The following is an 18365-nucleotide window of genomic DNA, read 5'->3' on the forward strand; positions in this document are numbered from 1 at the left end:
TGGTCAACGTGGCCGATGGTGCCGACGTTTACGTGCGGTTTATTACGCTCAAATTTTTCTTTAGACACGACGTAGTCCTTCTAGGTTAAACCCGCCTACCGTCGTAGGCGGGGAATCTTAAATTACTTGGATTTGCGCTCTTCGATCACGGCCTGGGCGACGTTAGTCGGGGCATCGTGATACTTGGCGAATTCCATGGCGTAGGAAGCGCGACCCTGGGTAGCAGAACGCAGGGAGGTGGCGTAACCGAACATCTCGGCCAGCGGCACCAGAGCACGTACGATCTTGCCGGACGGGCCATCTTCCATGCCTTCGATCAGGCCGCGACGACGGTTCAGGTCACCGATAACGTCGCCCATGTAGTCTTCCGGAGTCTCGACTTCGACCTTCATGATCGGCTCGAGCAGTACCGGGTTGGCCTTCATGAAGCCAGCCTTGAACGCCAGAGAAGCAGCGATCTTGAACGCCAGTTCGGAAGAGTCGACATCGTGGTAAGAACCGAAGTGCAGACGCACGCCCAGGTCCATTACCGGATAACCTGCCAGCGGGCCGGACTTCAGCTGCTCGCGGATACCCTTGTCGACGCCCGGAATGAATTCGCCCGGAATCACGCCACCCTTGATGTCGTTGACGAATTCGTAGGCTTTACCTTCTTCCAGCGGGTACATGTCGATAACGACGTGACCGTACTGACCACGACCACCGGACTGCTTGGCATGCTTGCCTTCGATGTCCTTGACGGTGGTGCGGATGGTTTCACGGTAGGCAACCTGCGGCTTACCTACGTTCGCTTCTACCTTGAACTCGCGACGCATACGGTCAACGATGATGTCCAGGTGCAGCTCACCCATACCGGCGATGATGGTCTGGCCAGATTCTTCGTCGGTCCATACACGGAAGGACGGATCTTCCTGAGCCAGACGACCCAGAGCCAGACCCATCTTCTCCTGGTCAGCCTTGGATTTCGGCTCAACGGCAATGGAGATTACCGGCTCCGGGAATTCCATACGCTCCAGGATGATCGGGGCGTTTTCGTCACACAGGGTGTCACCGGTGGTGACGTCCTTCAGACCGATGGCTGCGGCGATGTCGCCCGCACGAACTTCTTTGATCTCTTCACGCTTGTTGGCGTGCATCTGAACGATACGGCCAAAACGCTCGCGCTTCTCTTTGACGGAGTTCAGCACAGAGTCACCGGAGTTAACCACACCGGAGTAAACGCGGAAGAAGGTCAGGTTGCCCACGAACGGGTCGGTAGCAATCTTGAACGCCAGAGCGGAGAACGGCTCGTCATCGGAAGCGTGACGCTCGTCCTTGGTCTCGCCGTCCAGCTTCAGACCGTCGATAGCAGCAACGTCGGTCGGCGCCGGCAGGTACTCGACCACGGCATCCAGCATGGCCTGTACGCCCTTGTTCTTGAACGCGGAGCCACAGGTAACCAGGATGATTTCGTTGTTCAGAACGCGCTGACGAAGAGCCTTCTTGATCTCTTCCTCGGTCAGTTCTTCACCACCCAGGTATTTTTCCATCAGGTCTTCAGACGCTTCGGCAGCGGCTTCAACCAGGTTCATGCGCATTTCTTGCGCTTGTTCCAGCAGCTCGGCCGGCACGTCTTCGTAGTCGAAGGAAACGCCCTGGTCGGCTTCGCTCCAGTTGATGGCCTTCATCTTGACCAGGTCGATAACACCCTTGAAGTTCTCTTCTGAACCGATGTTCAGTTGCAGCGGAACCGGGTTGCCTTTCAGACGGGTCTTGATGTGCTCAACGCAGCGCAGGAAGTTGGCACCGGTACGGTCCATCTTGTTGACGAACGCGATACGGGGAACCTTGTACTTGTTAGCCTGACGCCATACGGTTTCAGACTGGGGCTGTACGCCACCTACGGCACAGTACACCATCACGGCGCCATCCAGAACACGCATGGAGCGCTCTACTTCGATAGTAAAGTCAACGTGGCCCGGGGTATCGATGATGTTGATACGGTGCGGTTGGAACTGTTTACCCATACCGGACCAGAAAGCGGTGGTCGCGGCGGAGGTGATGGTGATACCACGCTCTTGTTCCTGTTCCATCCAGTCCATGGTGGCGGCGCCATCGTGAACTTCACCGATCTTGTGACTTACGCCGGTGTAAAACAGGACGCGCTCGGTAGTAGTAGTCTTACCGGCGTCGATGTGAGCGGAGATACCGATGTTACGATAACGCTCAATGGGGGTTGTACGAGCCATTGTCATCCTCTTACTAGGGCACTTGTCCCCAGATAATTAAAGGTGCGCAGAGCCAGAAGACCCTGCGCAAGCGGATTACCAGCGGAAGTGAGCGAAGGCCTTGTTCGCTTCAGCCATACGGTGAACGTCTTCACGTTTCTTGACAGACGAACCCTTATTCTCAGCGGCATCCAGCAGCTCGCCAGCCAAACGCTGAGCCATTGATTTTTCACCACGTTTACGAGCGGCATCAACCAACCAGCGCATTGCCAGGGCGTTGCGACGTACCGGACGAACTTCTACCGGCACCTGATAGGTTGCACCACCGACGCGACGAGATTTAACCTCGACCGCCGGACGAATGTTGTCCAGAGCGACTTCGAACAGGGCCAGGTGCTCTTTGCCAGATTTGGTGGCAATGATGTCCAGGGCGCCATATACGATGGCTTCTGCAACAGATTTCTTACCGTCAACCATTACTACGTTGACAAATTTAGCCAGCAGCTCAGATCCGAACTTGGGATCCGGCAGGATTTTACGCTGACCAACAACACGACGTCTTGGCATTTCAAATTCTCCGTAACTTCAGGGGTTACCCAAAACTAGAAAGTTATCTAACTAGAAACGAATTAACGTTTGGCCTTACTTAACGGAGAACCATTAAGCTTTCGGACGCTTCACGCCGTACTTGGAGCGAGCCTGCTTACGGTCTTTAACACCGGCACAGTCCAACGCACCACGAACGGTGTGATAACGAACACCTGGCAAGTCCTTTACACGACCGCCACGGATCAGAACAACGGAGTGTTCCTGCAGGTTGTGACCTTCACCACCGATGTAGGAGGTGACTTCGAAGCCGTTGGTCAGACGTACACGGCATACTTTACGCAGTGCAGAGTTAGGCTTCTTCGGGGTGGTGGTGTATACACGGGTGCATACGCCACGCTTCTGAGGGCACGCTTCCAACGCCGGCACGTTGCTTTTCACAACGAGCTTGGTGCGTGGCTTGCGAACCAACTGGTTAATAGTTGCCATCAAAAGGCTCCTGATAATGACTTCATAAACGTGTGAAAAATCCTCCCCGCAGATACGGGGACGCGAAATTTTATGCCCTGTTGTCTGGGGAGTCAAGATTTATACAATTTGTGCACCGAAATGGCAAATGACAGTCCGTTACCATTATGCTAAGCACCTGAGTTATATCGTGAAAACACAAACTAGCTGGCCCAGGTCTGCGGCGATCCATGTTCGGCGATCAGGCTGATCAAACCGGGCATGTCGAGTTCCATCCCGATCCCGGATGACAATCCCCTCGCCTGCAAGTCTTCCACCATGACATAGAGCGGAATGCCGGCCAGCCGTGCACGCCACGACGGCGCCACCGTGGCCACCACGGCGTCCTGCATTAGCACCAGCAGATCCTCTTCCCGACGATAGCGCAGCGCCTGTTCGAGGTCCTGACTCTGGAAGGGAGAGTTCAATACCATCTGTATCATGGGTACCTCAGAAGCAGATATGGGTGGTGAAATCGTCCCAGGAACGGCGGATCTCAGCGGGGGACAACAGGGTCACGGGGATCAGCAGATCCGCCACCGTCAGCCCGCGCTCGGCCAGCGACACCGCGCAGACGTAGACCTCCTCGATGTCATACAGTTCCAGCATCTTGAAGGTCGGGGCATAGTGACGCTGCAGTGTCGCCTGGGGCGACTGCTCCTTCACCAGCTGCAATACGCCGTCTCCCATCAGGAAGAGGGCCAGAGACTCCGTCAGGGCCGAGGTCGCCAGCAGGGCATCCAGCCCCTCCCGACCGCTCGCCGAGCCATGGGGACCACGCCGACAGATAAAAGCTATCTTGGTCATGTCACCCCCTAGAACTGGACGAAGCGATCGGCAGTCAGGCTGGCCTCGGCCAACTGGCCCAGGCCGCTCAGGCGAAAGGGCGCCTGCAGATTGAACTGGGATTTGCCTGCACTCCTCGCCTCCGTCTCGTCGATCACTCCACGTCGCATCGCCGCAGCCACGCACACATCGATAGCGATGCCTTGTGCCTGCGCCAATTCACGCCACAGCGCAACCAGATCGGTCTCATCGCTGGCCGGGGCATGCAGACCGTTGCCGTTGTGAACCCCATCCTGATAGAAGAACAGATGAGACAAACGGTGCCCCTGCCCAACGAGGCTCAGGGCGAAGCGATAGGCGGTGCTGGCCGTCTGGGTACCATAGGCGGGCCCGGTGACCAGCAGCGCAAAATTCAGACTCATGTCCGGACTCCTGCAAGGGTATGCAACCATTCTACCTCAAAGACGAAAAAGCCCCTCCTGGGAGGGGCTTCTGCCAATACAGAGGCTCAGAGATGAGCAATGGCTTCCACTTCGACCAGGACGTCCTTGGGCAGGCGCGCCACTTCCACGCAGGAGCGTGCGGGAGCGGACTCCCCGAAGTAGCGGGCATACACCTGGTTGAAGGCCACGAAGTTGTTCATGTCGCTCAGGAAGCAGGTGGTCTTCAGCACCTTGCTGGTATCCGCCCCTGCAGCCTTCAATACTGCAACCAGATTCTTCATCACCTGTTCGGCCTGAGCTTCGATGCCACCGGCGACTATGTCCATGGTGGCAGGATCGAGCGGGATCTGCCCTGAGGTGAACACCAGCTCACCCAGCTTGGTCGCCTGAACATAAGGGCCAATTGCGGCTGGCGCCTTGTCGGTTGCAATCACTTCTTTAGCCATTGTTATCTATCCCCTATCTATGGCGCTTACTCGCTCTCTTCTTCACCCTGCTTGCGCTGTCGGATGTAGAGATACACGGTATGTTTGGAAATATTCAGCTTGTCGGCGACTAGGTTGATCGAGTCCTTGATATCAAATATGCCCTTCTCGAACAACTGGGTCACGATAAAACGGTTCTTCGCGTTGTTGGCCACGGAGGGATCGCGGTTGATCTCGTCGATGGTGTTGTCCACCGTCTGGGCGACCAGCTCCTCGACACTGTTGGCGAAGGTCTCCGGCGATTGGCGCTCCACCTGCTGCGGGGTCGGGAAGAACTCGGCCACGAACTCGTGGAAGGGCGCATTGATGTGCAGGTTGATGCAGATAAGACCGATCACCTGCTTGTCGCGGTTGCGGATGGCGATGGTGCTCGATTTCATCAGGGCACCGGTCCGGCTGCGGGCAAAATAACTCTGGGTGTGATCCTGGCCCGTGCTCTCGATGTCCTTGAGCATGCGCAGGGCGAGATCGGTGATCGGCGCCCCCAGAGTACGACCCGTATTGAAACCATTCGCGATTTGGATCACGGACTCATGCAGATTTTCCAGGGAGTGGAGCACCACCTCGCAGTGCTTGCCGAACAGATCGGCCAGGCCATCGATGAGGCCCCCATATGAACGCAACAATTCCCTGTCTTCGTCTGTAAAAGCGCGACCGCTCAGTTGCTCTTCGGGAAGCAGTACTTCCTCGATACCGACAGCCATGTTCTACCCCTGTAATACCCATTCAACTTTCCCGAGTTTTCAATTGCGAGGGGTCAATGTCAACTTTTTTTGATTTTTTGCTCTATAACCTTGCACTGGATCATCCCCTGCCCCAGCCCGGTGCAGGCTGGCGGCCGTGAGCTGAACGAAAAAAGGGCCCCTAGAAGGGGCCCTTTTCGATCACTGCAGCGGAAGATTACTCTTCGTCAAAGCTGCCGGCTGCGTTGAGCAGATCCGCCAGATTTTGCTGAGCCTCATCGGCAGTCACCTGCGGTACACCAACAGCACGGGCTGCGGCGGCACGCTGGTTGATCCGGCTGTGGTGGTAGGCAAAGCCGGTACCCGCCGGGATCAGACGACCCACGATCACGTTCTCTTTCAGGCCACGCAGTTCGTCGCGCTTGCCGCCAACGGCCGCTTCGGTCAGAACCCGGGTGGTTTCCTGGAAGGAAGCCGCGGAGATGAAGGACTCGGTGCTCAGAGATGCCTTGGTAATACCCATCAGGATGTGACGGTAGGTAGCCGGGGTCTTGCCTTCGGCAACCAGTTTACGGTTGGCAATCTTCACACGGGCCACTTCAACCTGCTCGCCTTCGATGAGGTCGGTGTCGCCGGCGCTCAGGATCTCGCACTTGCGAAGCATCTGACGCACGATGACTTCGATGTGCTTGTCGTTGATCTTAACGCCCTGCAGACGATAAACGTCCTGCACTTCGTTGGCGATGTAGTTGGCGACCGGGCTGATACCGCGCAGACGCAGGATGTCGTGAGCAGACTCAGGACCGTCCGCCAGGACTTCACCCTTCTCAACTTTTTCACCTTCGAACACGTTGAGGTGACGCCACTTCGGAATCATCTCTTCGTAGATCTCGCCACCGTCGGTCGGGGTGATGACCAGACGGCGCTTGCCCTTGGTCTCTTTCCCGAAGGAGATGGTGCCGGAGATTTCGGCCAGAATGGCCGGCTCTTTCGGCTGACGTGCTTCGAACAGATCCGCAACGCGCGGCAGACCACCGGTGATGTCCTTGGTACCACTGGACTCTTGCGGGATACGCGCAACCGCGTCACCCACGCCCACGTTGGCGCCATCTTCCAGGTTCACAATCGCCTTGCCCGGCAGGAAGTACTGGGCGGGAACGTCGGTGCCCGGGATCATCACATCCTTGCCGTTCAGGTCGACCAGTTTCACGGTCGGACGCATCTCTTTACCGGCGCTCGGACGCTCGTTGACGTCCAGCACGACGATGGAGGAGAGACCGGTCAGCTCGTCGGTCTGACGAGTGATGGTCACGCCATCGATCATGTGTTCGAAGTGCAGACGACCCGCCACTTCGGTGATGATCGGGTGGGTGTGCGGGTCCCAGTTCGCGACGGTATCACCGGCGCTCACGGCCTGGCCATCCTTCACTTCCAGGACGGAACCGTAAGGCAGCTTGTGGCTTTCCTTGGTACGGCCCATCTCATCCATGATGGTCAGCTCGGTAGAACGGGAGGTGATAACCAGCTTGTCAGAGTTGTTCAGAACGAACTTGGCGTTCTGCAGCTTGATACTACCGGTGTTCTTCACCTGGATGCTGCTCTCGGCAGCCGCTCGGGATGCGGCACCACCGATGTGGAAGGTACGCATCGTCAGCTGGGTACCCGGCTCACCGATGGACTGGGCGGCGATAACACCGACAGCCTCACCCTTGTTAACCAGGTGACCACGGGCCAGATCACGGCCGTAGCAGTGAGCACAGTTGCCGAAGTCGGTCTCACAGGTGATGGCGGAACGTACCTTCACGCGGTCGACGGAGTTGCGCTCCAGCAGGTCACACAGCTGCTCGTCGAGCAGGGTGTTGCGCGCTACCAGCACTTCATCCTCGGTACCCGGCTTGATGACGTCTTCGGCCACCACACGACCCAGCACGCGCTCACGCAGCGGCTCGACCACGTCGCCACCTTCGATCAGCGGAGTCATCCACAGACCGTCGGTAGTGCCGCAATCGTCCTCGGTGATCACCATGTCCTGGGCCACGTCAACCAGACGACGGGTCAGGTAACCGGAGTTCGCGGTCTTCAATGCGGTATCCGCCAGACCCTTACGAGCACCGTGAGTGGAGATGAAGTACTGCAGTACGTTCAGACCTTCACGGAAGTTCGCCACGATCGGCGTTTCGATGATGGAGCCATCCGGTTTCGCCATCAGGCCACGCATACCGGCCAGCTGACGGATCTGGGCGGCGGAACCCCGCGCACCGGAGTCGGCCATCATGAAGATGCTGTTGAAGGAGGCCTGCTCTTCCTCATCGCCCAGGGAGTTGACGTTACGCTCCTTGGACAGGTTGTCCATCATGGCCTTGGAGACGCGATCGTTCGCGCTGGCCCAGATATCGATAACCTTGTTGTAGCGCTCGCCTGCGGTCACCAGACCGGACAGGAACTGGTCCTGGATCTCGGCGACTTCGGCTTCAGCGGCGGCGATGATGTCTTTCTTGGCGTCCGGGATGACCATGTCATCGATACCAACGGACGCACCGGACAGGGCCGCGTAGTGGAAACCGGTGTACATCAGCTGGTCAGCGAAGATGACGGTGTCCTTCAGGCCCTGCTTGCGATAGCAGGTGTTCAGCAGACGGGAGATGAGCTTCTTGCCCAGCGCCTTGTTGGAGACGCACTTTATCCAGTTCTGCGGGTTGGCATCCAGATCGGCCTGTTCGGCGGCAGTCAGCACCTTGGGCTCATCGATCAGCGCGTATTCCATGCCTTTGGGCAGGATCAGGCTCAGGATCGCACGACCAACTGTGGTGTTCTTCATCTCGGTCTTGGCAACCAGCTCACCGGCTTCGTTCTTCACGTACTCGGTGATGCGGCACTTGACGCGAGCATGCAGGTCGGCCAGACCGGCACGGTAGACCTTCTCGGCCTCTTTCGGACCGGACAGCACCATGCCTTCGCCCTTGGCGTTGATGCGGGCACGGGTCATGTAGTACAGACCCAAGACCACGTCCTGGGAAGGAACGATGATCGGCTCACCGGAGGCGGGCGACAGGATGTTGTTGGTGGACATCATCAGGGCGCGCGCTTCCAGCTGGGCTTCCAGGGTCAGCGGTACGTGGACCGCCATCTGGTCACCGTCGAAGTCCGCGTTATAGGCGGCACAGACGAGCGGGTGCAGCTGGATGGCCTTGCCTTCGATCAGGGTCGGTTCAAACGCCTGGATACCCAGACGGTGCAGGGTCGGTGCACGGTTCAGCAGGACCGGGTGTTCGCGGATCACTTCGTCTAGGATGTCCCAAACGACGGCTTCTTCGCGCTCCACCATCTTCTTGGCGGCCTTGATGGTGGTCGCCAGACCGCGGGATTCCAGCTTGCCATAGATGAAGGGCTTGAACAGCTCCAGCGCCATCTTCTTCGGCAGACCGCACTGATGCAGACGCAGGGTCGGACCTACGGTGATAACGGAACGACCGGAGTAGTCGACACGTTTACCCAGCAGGTTCTGACGGAAACGACCTTGCTTACCCTTGATCATGTCGGCCAGGGATTTCAGCGGGCGCTTGTTGGAACCGGTGATGGCACGACCACGACGGCCGTTGTCCAGCAGGGCATCCACAGACTCTTGCAGCATGCGCTTTTCGTTGCGCACGATGATGTCCGGAGCCGCCAGGTCCAGCAGACGCTTCAGACGGTTGTTACGGTTGATCACGCGACGGTACAGATCGTTCAGATCGGAGGTCGCGAAACGGCCGCCGTCCAGCGGTACCAGCGGACGCAGGTCCGGCGGCAGCACGGGCAGCACTGTCATGATCATCCACTCCGGCTTGTTGCCGGACTGCAGGAAGGCTTCCATCAGCTTCAGACGCTTGGTGGTCTTCTTGCGCTTGGTCTCGGAGTTGGTCTGATCCAGCTCCTCACGCATGGCTTTGACTTCGCCTTCCAGATCGATGGCGCGCAGCAGGGCCAGAATGGCCTCGGCACCCATCTTGGCATCGAATTCGTCGCCCCACTCTTCCAGTGCGTCCAGATAGTTCTCTTCGGACAGCATCTGGCTGCGCTCGAGGTTGGTCATGCCGGGTTCGATCACCACATAGGATTCGAAATACAGCACGCGCTCGATGTCACGCAGGGTCATGTCCAGCAGCAGACCGATACGGGACGGCAGGGACTTCAGGAACCAGATGTGGGCAGTCGGGCTGGCCAGCTCGATGTGGCCCATGCGCTCACGACGGACCTTGGTCTGGGTCACTTCTACGCCGCACTTCTCACAGATCACACCACGGTGTTTCAGGCGCTTGTACTTGCCGCACAGACACTCGTAGTCCTTCACCGGTCCGAAGATACGGGCGCAGAACAGACCATCACGCTCCGGCTTGAAAGTCCGGTAGTTGATGGTCTCAGGCTTTTTGACCTCACCAAATGACCAGGAGCGGATCATGTCAGGAGAGGCCAGACCGATCTTGATACTGTCAAACTCTTCGGTCTTGGTCTGAGCCTTCAAAAACTTGAGTAAGTCTTTCACGTGTTTCCCCTGTCAGGAGTCTAACCTCGGCGCCCCAGCTGCCGAAACAGCGGGGCGCCCACGTCAATTCTCGAACAATAAGAGCGAGCTCTTACTCTTCGTCCAGCTCGATGTTGATACCCAGAGAGCGGATTTCCTTCAGCAATACGTTGAAGGATTCGGGCATGCCCGGCTCCATACGGTGGTCGCCATCCACGATGTTCTTGTACATCTTGGTACGGCCGTTCACATCGTCAGACTTGACGGTCAGCATTTCCTGCAGGGTATATGCCGCACCGTAAGCCTCCAGGGCCCACACTTCCATCTCACCGAACCGCTGACCACCGAACTGCGCCTTACCACCCAGCGGCTGCTGGGTAACCAGGCTGTAGGAACCGGTAGAACGCGCGTGCATCTTGTCGTCTACCAGGTGGTTCAGCTTCAGCATGTACATGTAACCCACGGTGACTTTGCGCTCGAAGGCGTTGCCGGTACGACCGTCGTACAGGGAGATCTGACCGGATTCCGGCAGATCGGCCAGCTTCAGCAAGGCCTTGATTTCACGCTCTTTGGCGCCATCAAAGACAGGTGTAGCGACCGGCAGACCCTTACGCAGGTTACCCACCAGGGTGCGCACGTCGTCGTCAGACAGCTCGGCGATGTTCACTTGCTGGGAGTCCTTCTCGCCCAGGTCATAGACCTGCTGCAGGAACTCGCGCATCTCGTGCAGCTCGCGCTGATCCTTGATCATGCGGTCGATCTTCTCGCCGATGCCCTTGGCCGCGAGGCCCAGATGCACTTCGAGGATCTGACCGATGTTCATACGGGACGGTACGCCCAGCGGGTTCAGTACGATGTCGACCGGACGGCCGTATTCGTCATGGGGCATATCCTCGACCGGGCAGATCTTGGAGATAACACCCTTGTTACCGTGACGACCCGCCATCTTGTCACCCGGCTGGATGCGACGCTTGACGGCCAGATAGACCTTGACGATCTTCAGTACGCCCGGCGCCAGATCATCGCCCTGGATGATCTTGCGACGCTTGTTCTCGAATTTCTTGTCGAACTCGGCCTTCAGCTCAACGTGCTGTTCAGCGATCTGTTCCAGCTCGATTTGCTTGGCTTCATCTTCGATGGCCAGTTCAAACCACTTGGAACGATCCAGCTTGTTCAGACGATCTTCGCTGTAACCGGCGGCCAGCAGCAGGTTGCGGGAACGGCCGAAAATGCCGTCTTCCAGGATCTTGAACTCTTCGGTCAAGTCCTTCTTCGCTTCCTTCAGCTGCATCTCTTCGATTTCTTTGGCGCGCTTGTCTTTTTCCACGCCATCGCGGGTAAAGACCTGCACGTCAACCACGGTACCGTACACACCGTTCGGCACACGCAGGGAAGAGTCCTTCACGTCGGACGCCTTCTCACCGAAGATGGCGCGCAGCAGCTTCTCTTCCGGGGTCAGCTGGGTTTCACCCTTGGGTGTTACCTTGCCGACCAGGATGTCGCCGCCCTTCACTTCCGCACCCACGTAGACGATACCGGACTCGTCCAGCTTGGACAGAGCGGCTTCACCCACGTTCGGGATGTCGGCAGTGATCTCTTCCGGACCCAGCTTGGTGTCGCGGGAGATACAGGCCAGTTCCTGGATGTGGATGGTAGTCAGGCGATCTTCCTGAACCACGCGCTCGTTCACCAGGATCGAGTCTTCGAAGTTGTAACCGTTCCACGGCATGAACGCGACGCGCAGGTTCTGACCCAGCGCCAGTTCACCCAGGTCGGTGGACGGACCGTCAGCCAGCACGTCGCCCGCCATCACCGGTTCGCCCAACATCACGCACGGACGCTGGTTGATACAGGTGTTCTGGTTGGAACGGGTGTACTTGGTCAAGTTGTAGATGTCGATGCCGGCTTCGCCAGGCAGCAGCTCATCCTCGTTGACCTTGATAACGATACGGGAGGCGTCGACGTAGTCGATCATGCCGCCACGCTTGGCCACCACGGTAACACCGGAGTCGACGGCCACGGCGCGTTCCATACCGGTACCTACCAGCGGCTTGTCGGCGCGCAGGGTTGGTACGGCCTGACGTTGCATGTTCGAACCCATCAGGGCTCGGTTAGCATCATCGTGCTCCAGGAAGGGGATCAGGGCCGCTGCCACAGAGACGATCTGTTGCGGGCTCACGTCCATATACTGGATCTGGTCGGCGTTCATAAAGGTGGATTCACCCTTGTGACGGCACGGGATCAGCTCATCTTTCAGACGGCCATCTTCGGTGGTCGCGGCGTTGGCCTGGGCGATCACGTACTTGCCTTCTTCGATCGCGGACAAGTAGTCCACTTCGTCGGTGATCACACCGTCGATGACCTTGCGGTACGGGGTCTCGAGGAAACCGTACTCGTTGGTGCGGGAATACACAGACAGCGAGTTGATCAGACCGATGTTCGGACCTTCCGGCGTTTCGATGGGGCACAGACGGCCGTAGTGGGTCGGGTGTACGTCTCGAACTTCGAAGCCGGCACGCTCACGGGTCAGACCGCCCGGGCCCAGCGCGGAGATACGGCGCTTGTGGGTCACTTCGGACAGCGGGTTGTTCTGATCCATGAACTGGGACAGCTGGCTGGAACCGAAGAACTCTTTGACCGCGGCGGAGATCGGCTTGGCGTTGATCAGATCCTGCGGCATCAGGGTGTCCAGATCGCCCAAAGACAGGCGCTCCTTCACCGCACGCTCGACACGGACCAGACCGACGCGGAACTGGTTCTCGGCCATTTCACCGACGGAACGAATACGACGGTTGCCCAGGTGGTCGATATCGTCCACTTCGTCGTTGCCGTTACGGATGTCGATCAGACGCTTCATGACCTCGACGATGTCGTCCTTGGTCAGCACGCCGACGCCGGTCTCGTCTTCACGACCCAGACGGCGGTTGAACTTCATCCGACCCACGGTAGACAGGTCGTAACGCTCGGAAGAGAAGAACAGGTTCTCGAACAGCTGTTCGGCCGCTTCGCGAGTGGGCGGCTCGCCCGGACGCATCATGCGATAGATCTCGACCAGGGCTTCCAGGCGGCTGGAGCTGGAGTCGATACGCAGGGTCTCGGACATGTAGGCACCGTGGTCCAGTTCGTTGGTGAACAGAACCTCGAAGTGCTTGAAGCCGGCTTGGGACAGGTTGGCTACCGCTTCCAGGCTCAGGGCCTGGTTGGCAGTGACGACCATTTCACCAGTCTGCGGGTGCGCGTAGTTTTTGGCAGCAACTTTGCCAACAACATACTCGACCGGCACCTCGATCTGGGTGATGCCGTCTTTTTCCAGCTGGCGGATGTGACGCGCGGTGACACGACGACCGGTCTCGACCACCACGGCGCCATTGGCAATGATGTCGAAGGTCGCGGTTTCGCCACGCAGGCGCTCGGGCACCAGATCCATCATCAACTTGCCATCCTTGACCTCGAAACCTATGGTCTCGAAGAAGGTGGCCAGGATTTCTTCGGAGCTGAAGTCCAGGGCGCGCAGAATAATGGAGGCCGGCAGTTTGCGACGACGGTCGATACGGACAAACAGGTTGTCTTTCGCATCGAACTCGAAGTCCAGCCAGGAGCCACGGTAGGGGATAACGCGGGCGTTATACAGTACCTTACCGGATGAATGTGTTTTGCCTTTATCGTGGTCGAAGAAGACGCCCGGGCTGCGGTGCAGCTGGGAGACGATAACCCGCTCGGTACCATTGATGACAAAGGTGCCGTTTTCGGTCATGAGCGGAATTTCGCCCATGTATACTTCTTGTTCCTTGATATCTTTGACGGTGCCGGCAGCTGCTTCACGGTCGTACAGAACCATACGAAGCTTGACACGCAGCGGCGCGGAGTAGGTCACTCCACGGATCTGGCATTCTTTTACGTCAAATACCGGCTCACCCAGGCGATAGCTGACATACTGAAGCTCAGCACTACCGGAGTAACTGGTGATCGGGAAAACGCTACGGAAAGCGGCCTCTAGGCCATATTCACCTTCCGGGTCGGCCTCGATGAACTGCTTGAAGGAGTCCAGCTGAATGGACAACAGATAAGGCGTGTCCAGTACCTGGTCTCGCTTACCGAAGTCCTTACGAATGCGTTTTTTTTCGGTATAAGAGTAAACCATAGGGTTCCTCAGCTCGCTGATAAGTGACCCACTCTGTCCCGCGGGACAGCTCTGTCTCAACACCGTTTTGTGTTGGCCCGGACGATGAAGCGGTCCGGATTGCTGGTGCACCGAGAGTCGTAAACGGTGTGAAATGCTCTCAGTCTACAGCGCAAAAAGGCTGGTGAACAAACATTCACCAGCCCTAGCCTGTTTTATCAGGCTAATCTACATAAATGCAGATTATTTGATCTCAACAGAAGCACCGGCAGCTTCCAGCTCTTTCTTCAGAGCTTCAGCTTCGTCCTTGGACACGGCTTCTTTCAGATTGGTCGGAGCAGCTTCTACCAGGTCCTTGGCTTCTTTCAGGCCCAGACCGGTAGCGCCACGAACGGCCTTGATGACGGCAACTTTGTTGGCGCCAGCAGCAGTCAGAACTACGTCGAACTCGGTCTTCTCTTCTACTGCTTCAGCAGCAGCCGGGCCGGCCATGACGGCAGCAGCGGCAGAAACACCGAACTTCTCTTCCATAGCTTCGATCAGCTCAACAACTTCCATTACGGACATGGAAGCAACGGCTTCGATGATTTGGTCTTTAGTGATAGACATGACAAAAATTCCTGATGTTGAATAAACTCAAACAGCCTAGATAGGCGAGAATCAAGCAGCAGCTTGTTTCTGGTCGCGAACAGCAGCGATAGTACGAACCAGCTTGCCAGCAGAGGCTTCCTTCATGGTAGCCATCAACTTCGCAATTGCTTCTTCGTAGGTCGGCAGCGTGGCCAGACGATCAATTTGTGCTGCGGCGATAAACTCACCGTTAAAAGCGCCAGCCTTGATTTCGAACTTTTGGTTCGCTTTGGCAAACTCTTTGAACAGACGAGCGGCAGCGCCCGGGTGTTCGTTGGAGAAAGCAATCAAGGTAGGACCGGTAAATGCGTCGTTCAGGCACTCGTATTCGGTACCTTCTACCGCGCGACGCAGCAGGGTGTTACGCACAACGCGCATATACACACCAGCTTCACGAGCGGTCTTACGCAGGACGGTCATCTTGTCTACAGTGACGCCGCGAGAATCGGCTACAACTGCAGAAAGAGCGCCTTTGGCAGCTTCGTTGACTTCAGCAACAATTGCCTTTTTGTCTTCGAGTCCCAATGCCATTGGCTTAACTCCTGGATTGAATCCGGGTCTGTTGACCCAGTACTGACACATCCCCCCTACCTTTACAACAGAGGGGAACGATGCGGTAGCAGGATTCCAGAAGAGAAAGAATCTTTCTCGCTGGGTTTCCGGCACCGTCTACGCAGGAAAAATTAAGGCCCTGCGGCCTCCTGCGGTCTTGGACGGAGGTCGAAACCCCCAACCAATCAAGGCGCAAAATTATAGATTAAATTTTGCGCCTTGTAAAACCCATCAATTAGGCCTGCGCTTCCAGGGAAGCTTGGTCTACGGCAACACCGGCACCCATGGTGGTGGAGATGCTGACTTTCTTGATGAATACACCCTTGGCGGAGGACGGCTTGGCCTTCTTCAAGGCAACCAGCAGTGCTTCGAGGTTTTCTTTCAGCTGAACTTCGTTGAAAGAGACCTTGCCCAGGGTGGTGTGAATGATACCGTTCTTGTCGTTACGGTAACGAACCTGACCAGCCTTGGCGTTCTTGACGGCTTCGGCTACGTTCGGAGTCACGGTACCAACCTTCGGGTTCGGCATCAGGCCGCGCGGGCCCAGGATCTGGCCCAGTTGACCAACAACGCGCATGGCATCCGGGGATGCGATCACGACGTCGAAGTTCATCTCGCCTTTCTTGACCAGCTCGGCCAGGTCGTCCATACCAACCAGTTCAGCACCGGCAGCCTTGGCGGCTTCGGCGTTGGCACCCTGGGTGAACACGGCGACACGGATGTCACGACCGGTACCGTGCGGCAGTACAGTTGCACCACGTACGTTCTGGTCGGATTTACGAGCATCGATACCCAGGTTAACGGCAACGTCAACGCTTTCAACGAACTTGGCAGTAGCCAGTTCTTTCAGCAGGGCAATGGCTTCGTTGATGGAGTACTCTTTGGTACCGTCAACTTTTTCGCGAATAACGCGCATACGCTTGGACAGTTTAGCCATTGTCTTACTCCTCCACTACCAGGCCCATGGAACGAGCGGAACCGGCGATGCAACGTACTTTTGCATCCAGATCGGCACCAGTCATATCCGGCTCTTTGGTCTTGGCGATTTCTTGCAGCTGAGCCACAGTCACCTTACCAACCTTGTCTTTGTTCGGCTTGGCGGAACCAGACTGGATACCAGCGGCTTTCTTCAGCAGGAAGGAAGCGGGCGGAGTCTTGGTTTCGAAGGTGAAGGAACGGTCGCTGTAAACGGTGATCACGACCGGAGTCGGAGAACCTTTTTCCAGCTTTTCTGTACGGGCGTTGAATGCCTTACAGAATTCCATGATGTTCACACCGTGCTGACCCAGAGCAGGACCAACGGGAGGGCTGGGGTTAGCACTGCCAGCCTTAACTTGCAGCTTGATATAAGCTGTGACTTTCTTAGCCATTACAAAAATACCTCAAAAATGGGTTCTAACGCCTCGGAGACATGCTCCTGCAAACGGCTCCCCAACAAATAAAGGGGCAGCGAATTATAGAGATAATCGCTCCCCCTGACAACCGTTAAACGTACAGAGATTAATCAGCCTTTCTCGACCTGACCAAAATCCAGTTCTACCGGTGTTGAGCGGCCGAAGATCAGTACGGAGACCTTCACGCGGCTCTTTTCGTAGTCCACCTCTTCAACAGTACCGTTGAAGTCGGCGAACGGACCATCGGCAACCCGCACCATTTCACCCGGTTCAAACAGGGTTTTCGGACGCGGCTTGTCGTGGGCATCTTGCAGACGATTGAGGATGGCATCCGCTTCTTTATCGGAGATAGGAGCGGGACGATCGGAAGTGCCACCGATGAAGCCCATGACGCGCGGTACATTGCGTACCAGGTGCCATGTGGTCTCATCCATCACCATCTGGACCAGGACGTAGCCCGGGAAAAATTTGCGCTCACTCTTGCGCTTCTGGCCAGCGCGCATCTCGACCACTTCTTCGGTCGGAACCAGCACTTCGCCAAACAGCTCTTCCATGCCATGCATCTTGATATGTTCACGCAGGGATTTGGCAACCCGGCCTTCATAGCCGGAAAACGCCTGCACCACATACCATCTCATACGCTGTTCACGTTGTTCAGTCATGGCTTATCCTTACACACCGGTAATCAGGTTGACCAACCAGACCAAGGCACCGTCCAAGACGAACAGCAACAGCCCCATCACGGCGGTCACCGCCAGCACAATCAGGGTTGTCTGAATGGCTTCCTGACGGGTTGGCCATACGACCTTGCGGACTTCCAGGCGAGACTCACGAGCAAAAGCCAGTGTTGCCTTGCCCTTGGTGGTTTGCAGGGCCACTGCACCAGCAGCGGCGATGACAACGACCACACCCAGGGCGCGGACGGCAGCAATAACGTCGCTCAGCAGGTAATTGCCCACTACAGCGGCCGCCAGGATGATGAAAACCAGACCCCAAAGCAGGGTATCCTTGCTTCCGCCCTGACCCTCAGAACTAACACTCATACAACCCACCTGTATCTGACGTAACCAAAGACACAAAAGCCCCGTACGAGACGAGGTATATGGCAGGGGCGGCAGGACTCGAACCCGCAACCATCGGTTTTGGAGACCGCTGTTCTACCAATTCGAACTACGCCCCTGCATAAGAAAGCCCCTATTATAGGGGCTTTGCTTTATTTATGTAAGCCAAGATTAAGCGATAACTTTAGCTACAACACCAGCACCTACGGTACGGCCACCTTCACGGATGGCGAAACGCAGGCCGTCGTCCATCGCGATCGGCGCAATCAGGGTAACAACCATCTTGATGTTGTCGCCCGGCATCACCATCTCTACGCCTTCCGGCAGTTCGATGGTACCGGTCACGTCGGTAGTACGGAAGTAGAACTGCGGACGGTAGCCCTTGAAGAACGGGGTGTGACGACCACCTTCTTCCTTGGACAGCACGTAAACTTCGGATTCGAACTTGGT

Annotated in this window: 17 protein-coding genes and 1 tRNA gene; all 18 read right to left on the reverse strand. The window is 57.0% G+C overall.

Features of this window, described 5'->3' with window-relative positions:
- Positions 1-122: 122 nt before the first annotated feature.
- On the reverse strand, positions 123-2228 hold the full coding sequence (fusA, locus tag BN1132_RS01765; RefSeq protein ID WP_042074448.1) for an elongation factor G: 2106 nt from the start codon (positions 2226-2228) through the stop codon (positions 123-125).
- Between the two features lie 75 nt (positions 2229-2303).
- Positions 2304-2774 (reverse strand): 30S ribosomal protein S7, encoded by a 471-nt coding sequence (gene rpsG / locus BN1132_RS01770; protein ID WP_042074449.1) that lies wholly within the window; start codon positions 2772-2774, stop codon positions 2304-2306.
- A gap of 93 nt (positions 2775-2867) precedes the next feature.
- A complete protein-coding gene (gene rpsL / locus BN1132_RS19260) occupies positions 2868-3242 on the reverse strand; it encodes a 30S ribosomal protein S12 (RefSeq protein ID WP_026456685.1) in 375 nt (124 codons plus the stop codon).
- 182 nt (positions 3243-3424) lie between these two features.
- Positions 3425-3703, reverse strand: coding sequence for a sulfurtransferase complex subunit TusB (gene tusB, locus BN1132_RS01780; protein WP_042074454.1), 279 nt, complete (start codon positions 3701-3703; stop codon positions 3425-3427).
- Between the two features lie 7 nt (positions 3704-3710).
- Positions 3711-4067, reverse strand: a complete 357-nt coding sequence (gene tusC, locus BN1132_RS01785; RefSeq protein WP_042074456.1) for a sulfurtransferase complex subunit TusC — start codon at positions 4065-4067, stop codon at positions 3711-3713.
- Between the two features lie 8 nt (positions 4068-4075).
- Positions 4076-4468, reverse strand: a complete 393-nt coding sequence (gene tusD, locus BN1132_RS01790; RefSeq protein ID WP_042074458.1) for a sulfurtransferase complex subunit TusD — start codon at positions 4466-4468, stop codon at positions 4076-4078.
- Between the two features lie 86 nt (positions 4469-4554).
- Complete coding sequence (locus BN1132_RS01795) at positions 4555-4935, reverse strand: RidA family protein (protein ID WP_042074462.1); 381 nt, start codon at positions 4933-4935, stop codon at positions 4555-4557.
- A 26-nt stretch (positions 4936-4961) separates the two neighbouring features.
- Positions 4962-5678 carry a helix-turn-helix transcriptional regulator gene (locus tag BN1132_RS01800; RefSeq protein ID WP_042074464.1) on the reverse strand — a complete coding sequence of 239 codons (717 nt, stop codon included), beginning with the start codon at positions 5676-5678 and terminating at the stop codon, positions 4962-4964.
- Between the two features lie 196 nt (positions 5679-5874).
- Positions 5875-10179, reverse strand: coding sequence for a DNA-directed RNA polymerase subunit beta' (rpoC, locus tag BN1132_RS01805; RefSeq protein WP_042074468.1), 4305 nt, complete (start codon positions 10177-10179; stop codon positions 5875-5877).
- A gap of 91 nt (positions 10180-10270) precedes the next feature.
- The gene (gene rpoB / locus BN1132_RS01810; protein WP_042074470.1) at positions 10271-14299 is read right to left on the reverse strand and encodes a DNA-directed RNA polymerase subunit beta; all 4029 of its coding nucleotides are present in this window, start codon (positions 14297-14299) and stop codon (positions 10271-10273) included.
- A gap of 222 nt (positions 14300-14521) precedes the next feature.
- Complete coding sequence (gene rplL, locus BN1132_RS01815) at positions 14522-14887, reverse strand: 50S ribosomal protein L7/L12 (RefSeq protein ID WP_010675957.1); 366 nt, start codon at positions 14885-14887, stop codon at positions 14522-14524.
- 51 nt (positions 14888-14938) lie between these two features.
- Positions 14939-15439: a 50S ribosomal protein L10 gene (gene rplJ / locus BN1132_RS01820; protein ID WP_005339895.1), complete on the reverse strand. Its 501-nt coding sequence runs from the start codon at positions 15437-15439 to the stop codon at positions 14939-14941.
- A gap of 256 nt (positions 15440-15695) precedes the next feature.
- Positions 15696-16397 (reverse strand): 50S ribosomal protein L1, encoded by a 702-nt coding sequence (rplA, locus tag BN1132_RS01825; RefSeq protein WP_010675958.1) that lies wholly within the window; start codon positions 16395-16397, stop codon positions 15696-15698.
- Between the two features lie 4 nt (positions 16398-16401).
- A complete protein-coding gene (rplK, locus tag BN1132_RS01830; RefSeq protein WP_005306313.1) occupies positions 16402-16830 on the reverse strand; it encodes a 50S ribosomal protein L11 in 429 nt (142 codons plus the stop codon).
- 134 nt (positions 16831-16964) lie between these two features.
- Positions 16965-17516 (reverse strand): transcription termination/antitermination protein NusG, encoded by a 552-nt coding sequence (gene nusG, locus BN1132_RS01835; RefSeq protein ID WP_010675959.1) that lies wholly within the window; start codon positions 17514-17516, stop codon positions 16965-16967.
- A gap of 9 nt (positions 17517-17525) precedes the next feature.
- Complete coding sequence (secE, locus tag BN1132_RS01840) at positions 17526-17897, reverse strand: preprotein translocase subunit SecE (RefSeq protein WP_010675960.1); 372 nt, start codon at positions 17895-17897, stop codon at positions 17526-17528.
- Positions 17898-17957: 60 nt separating this feature from the next.
- A tRNA-Trp gene (locus tag BN1132_RS01845) sits at positions 17958-18034 on the reverse strand.
- Positions 18035-18086: 52 nt separating this feature from the next.
- Positions 18087-18365: EF-Tu C-terminal domain-related protein (locus tag BN1132_RS01850; protein ID WP_042074249.1), on the reverse strand; the 279-nt coding region annotated here is incomplete at its 5' end.

Source organism: Aeromonas sanarellii, from assembly GCF_000820085.1.
Taxonomy (GTDB): Bacteria; Pseudomonadota; Gammaproteobacteria; order Enterobacterales; family Aeromonadaceae; genus Aeromonas; species Aeromonas sanarellii.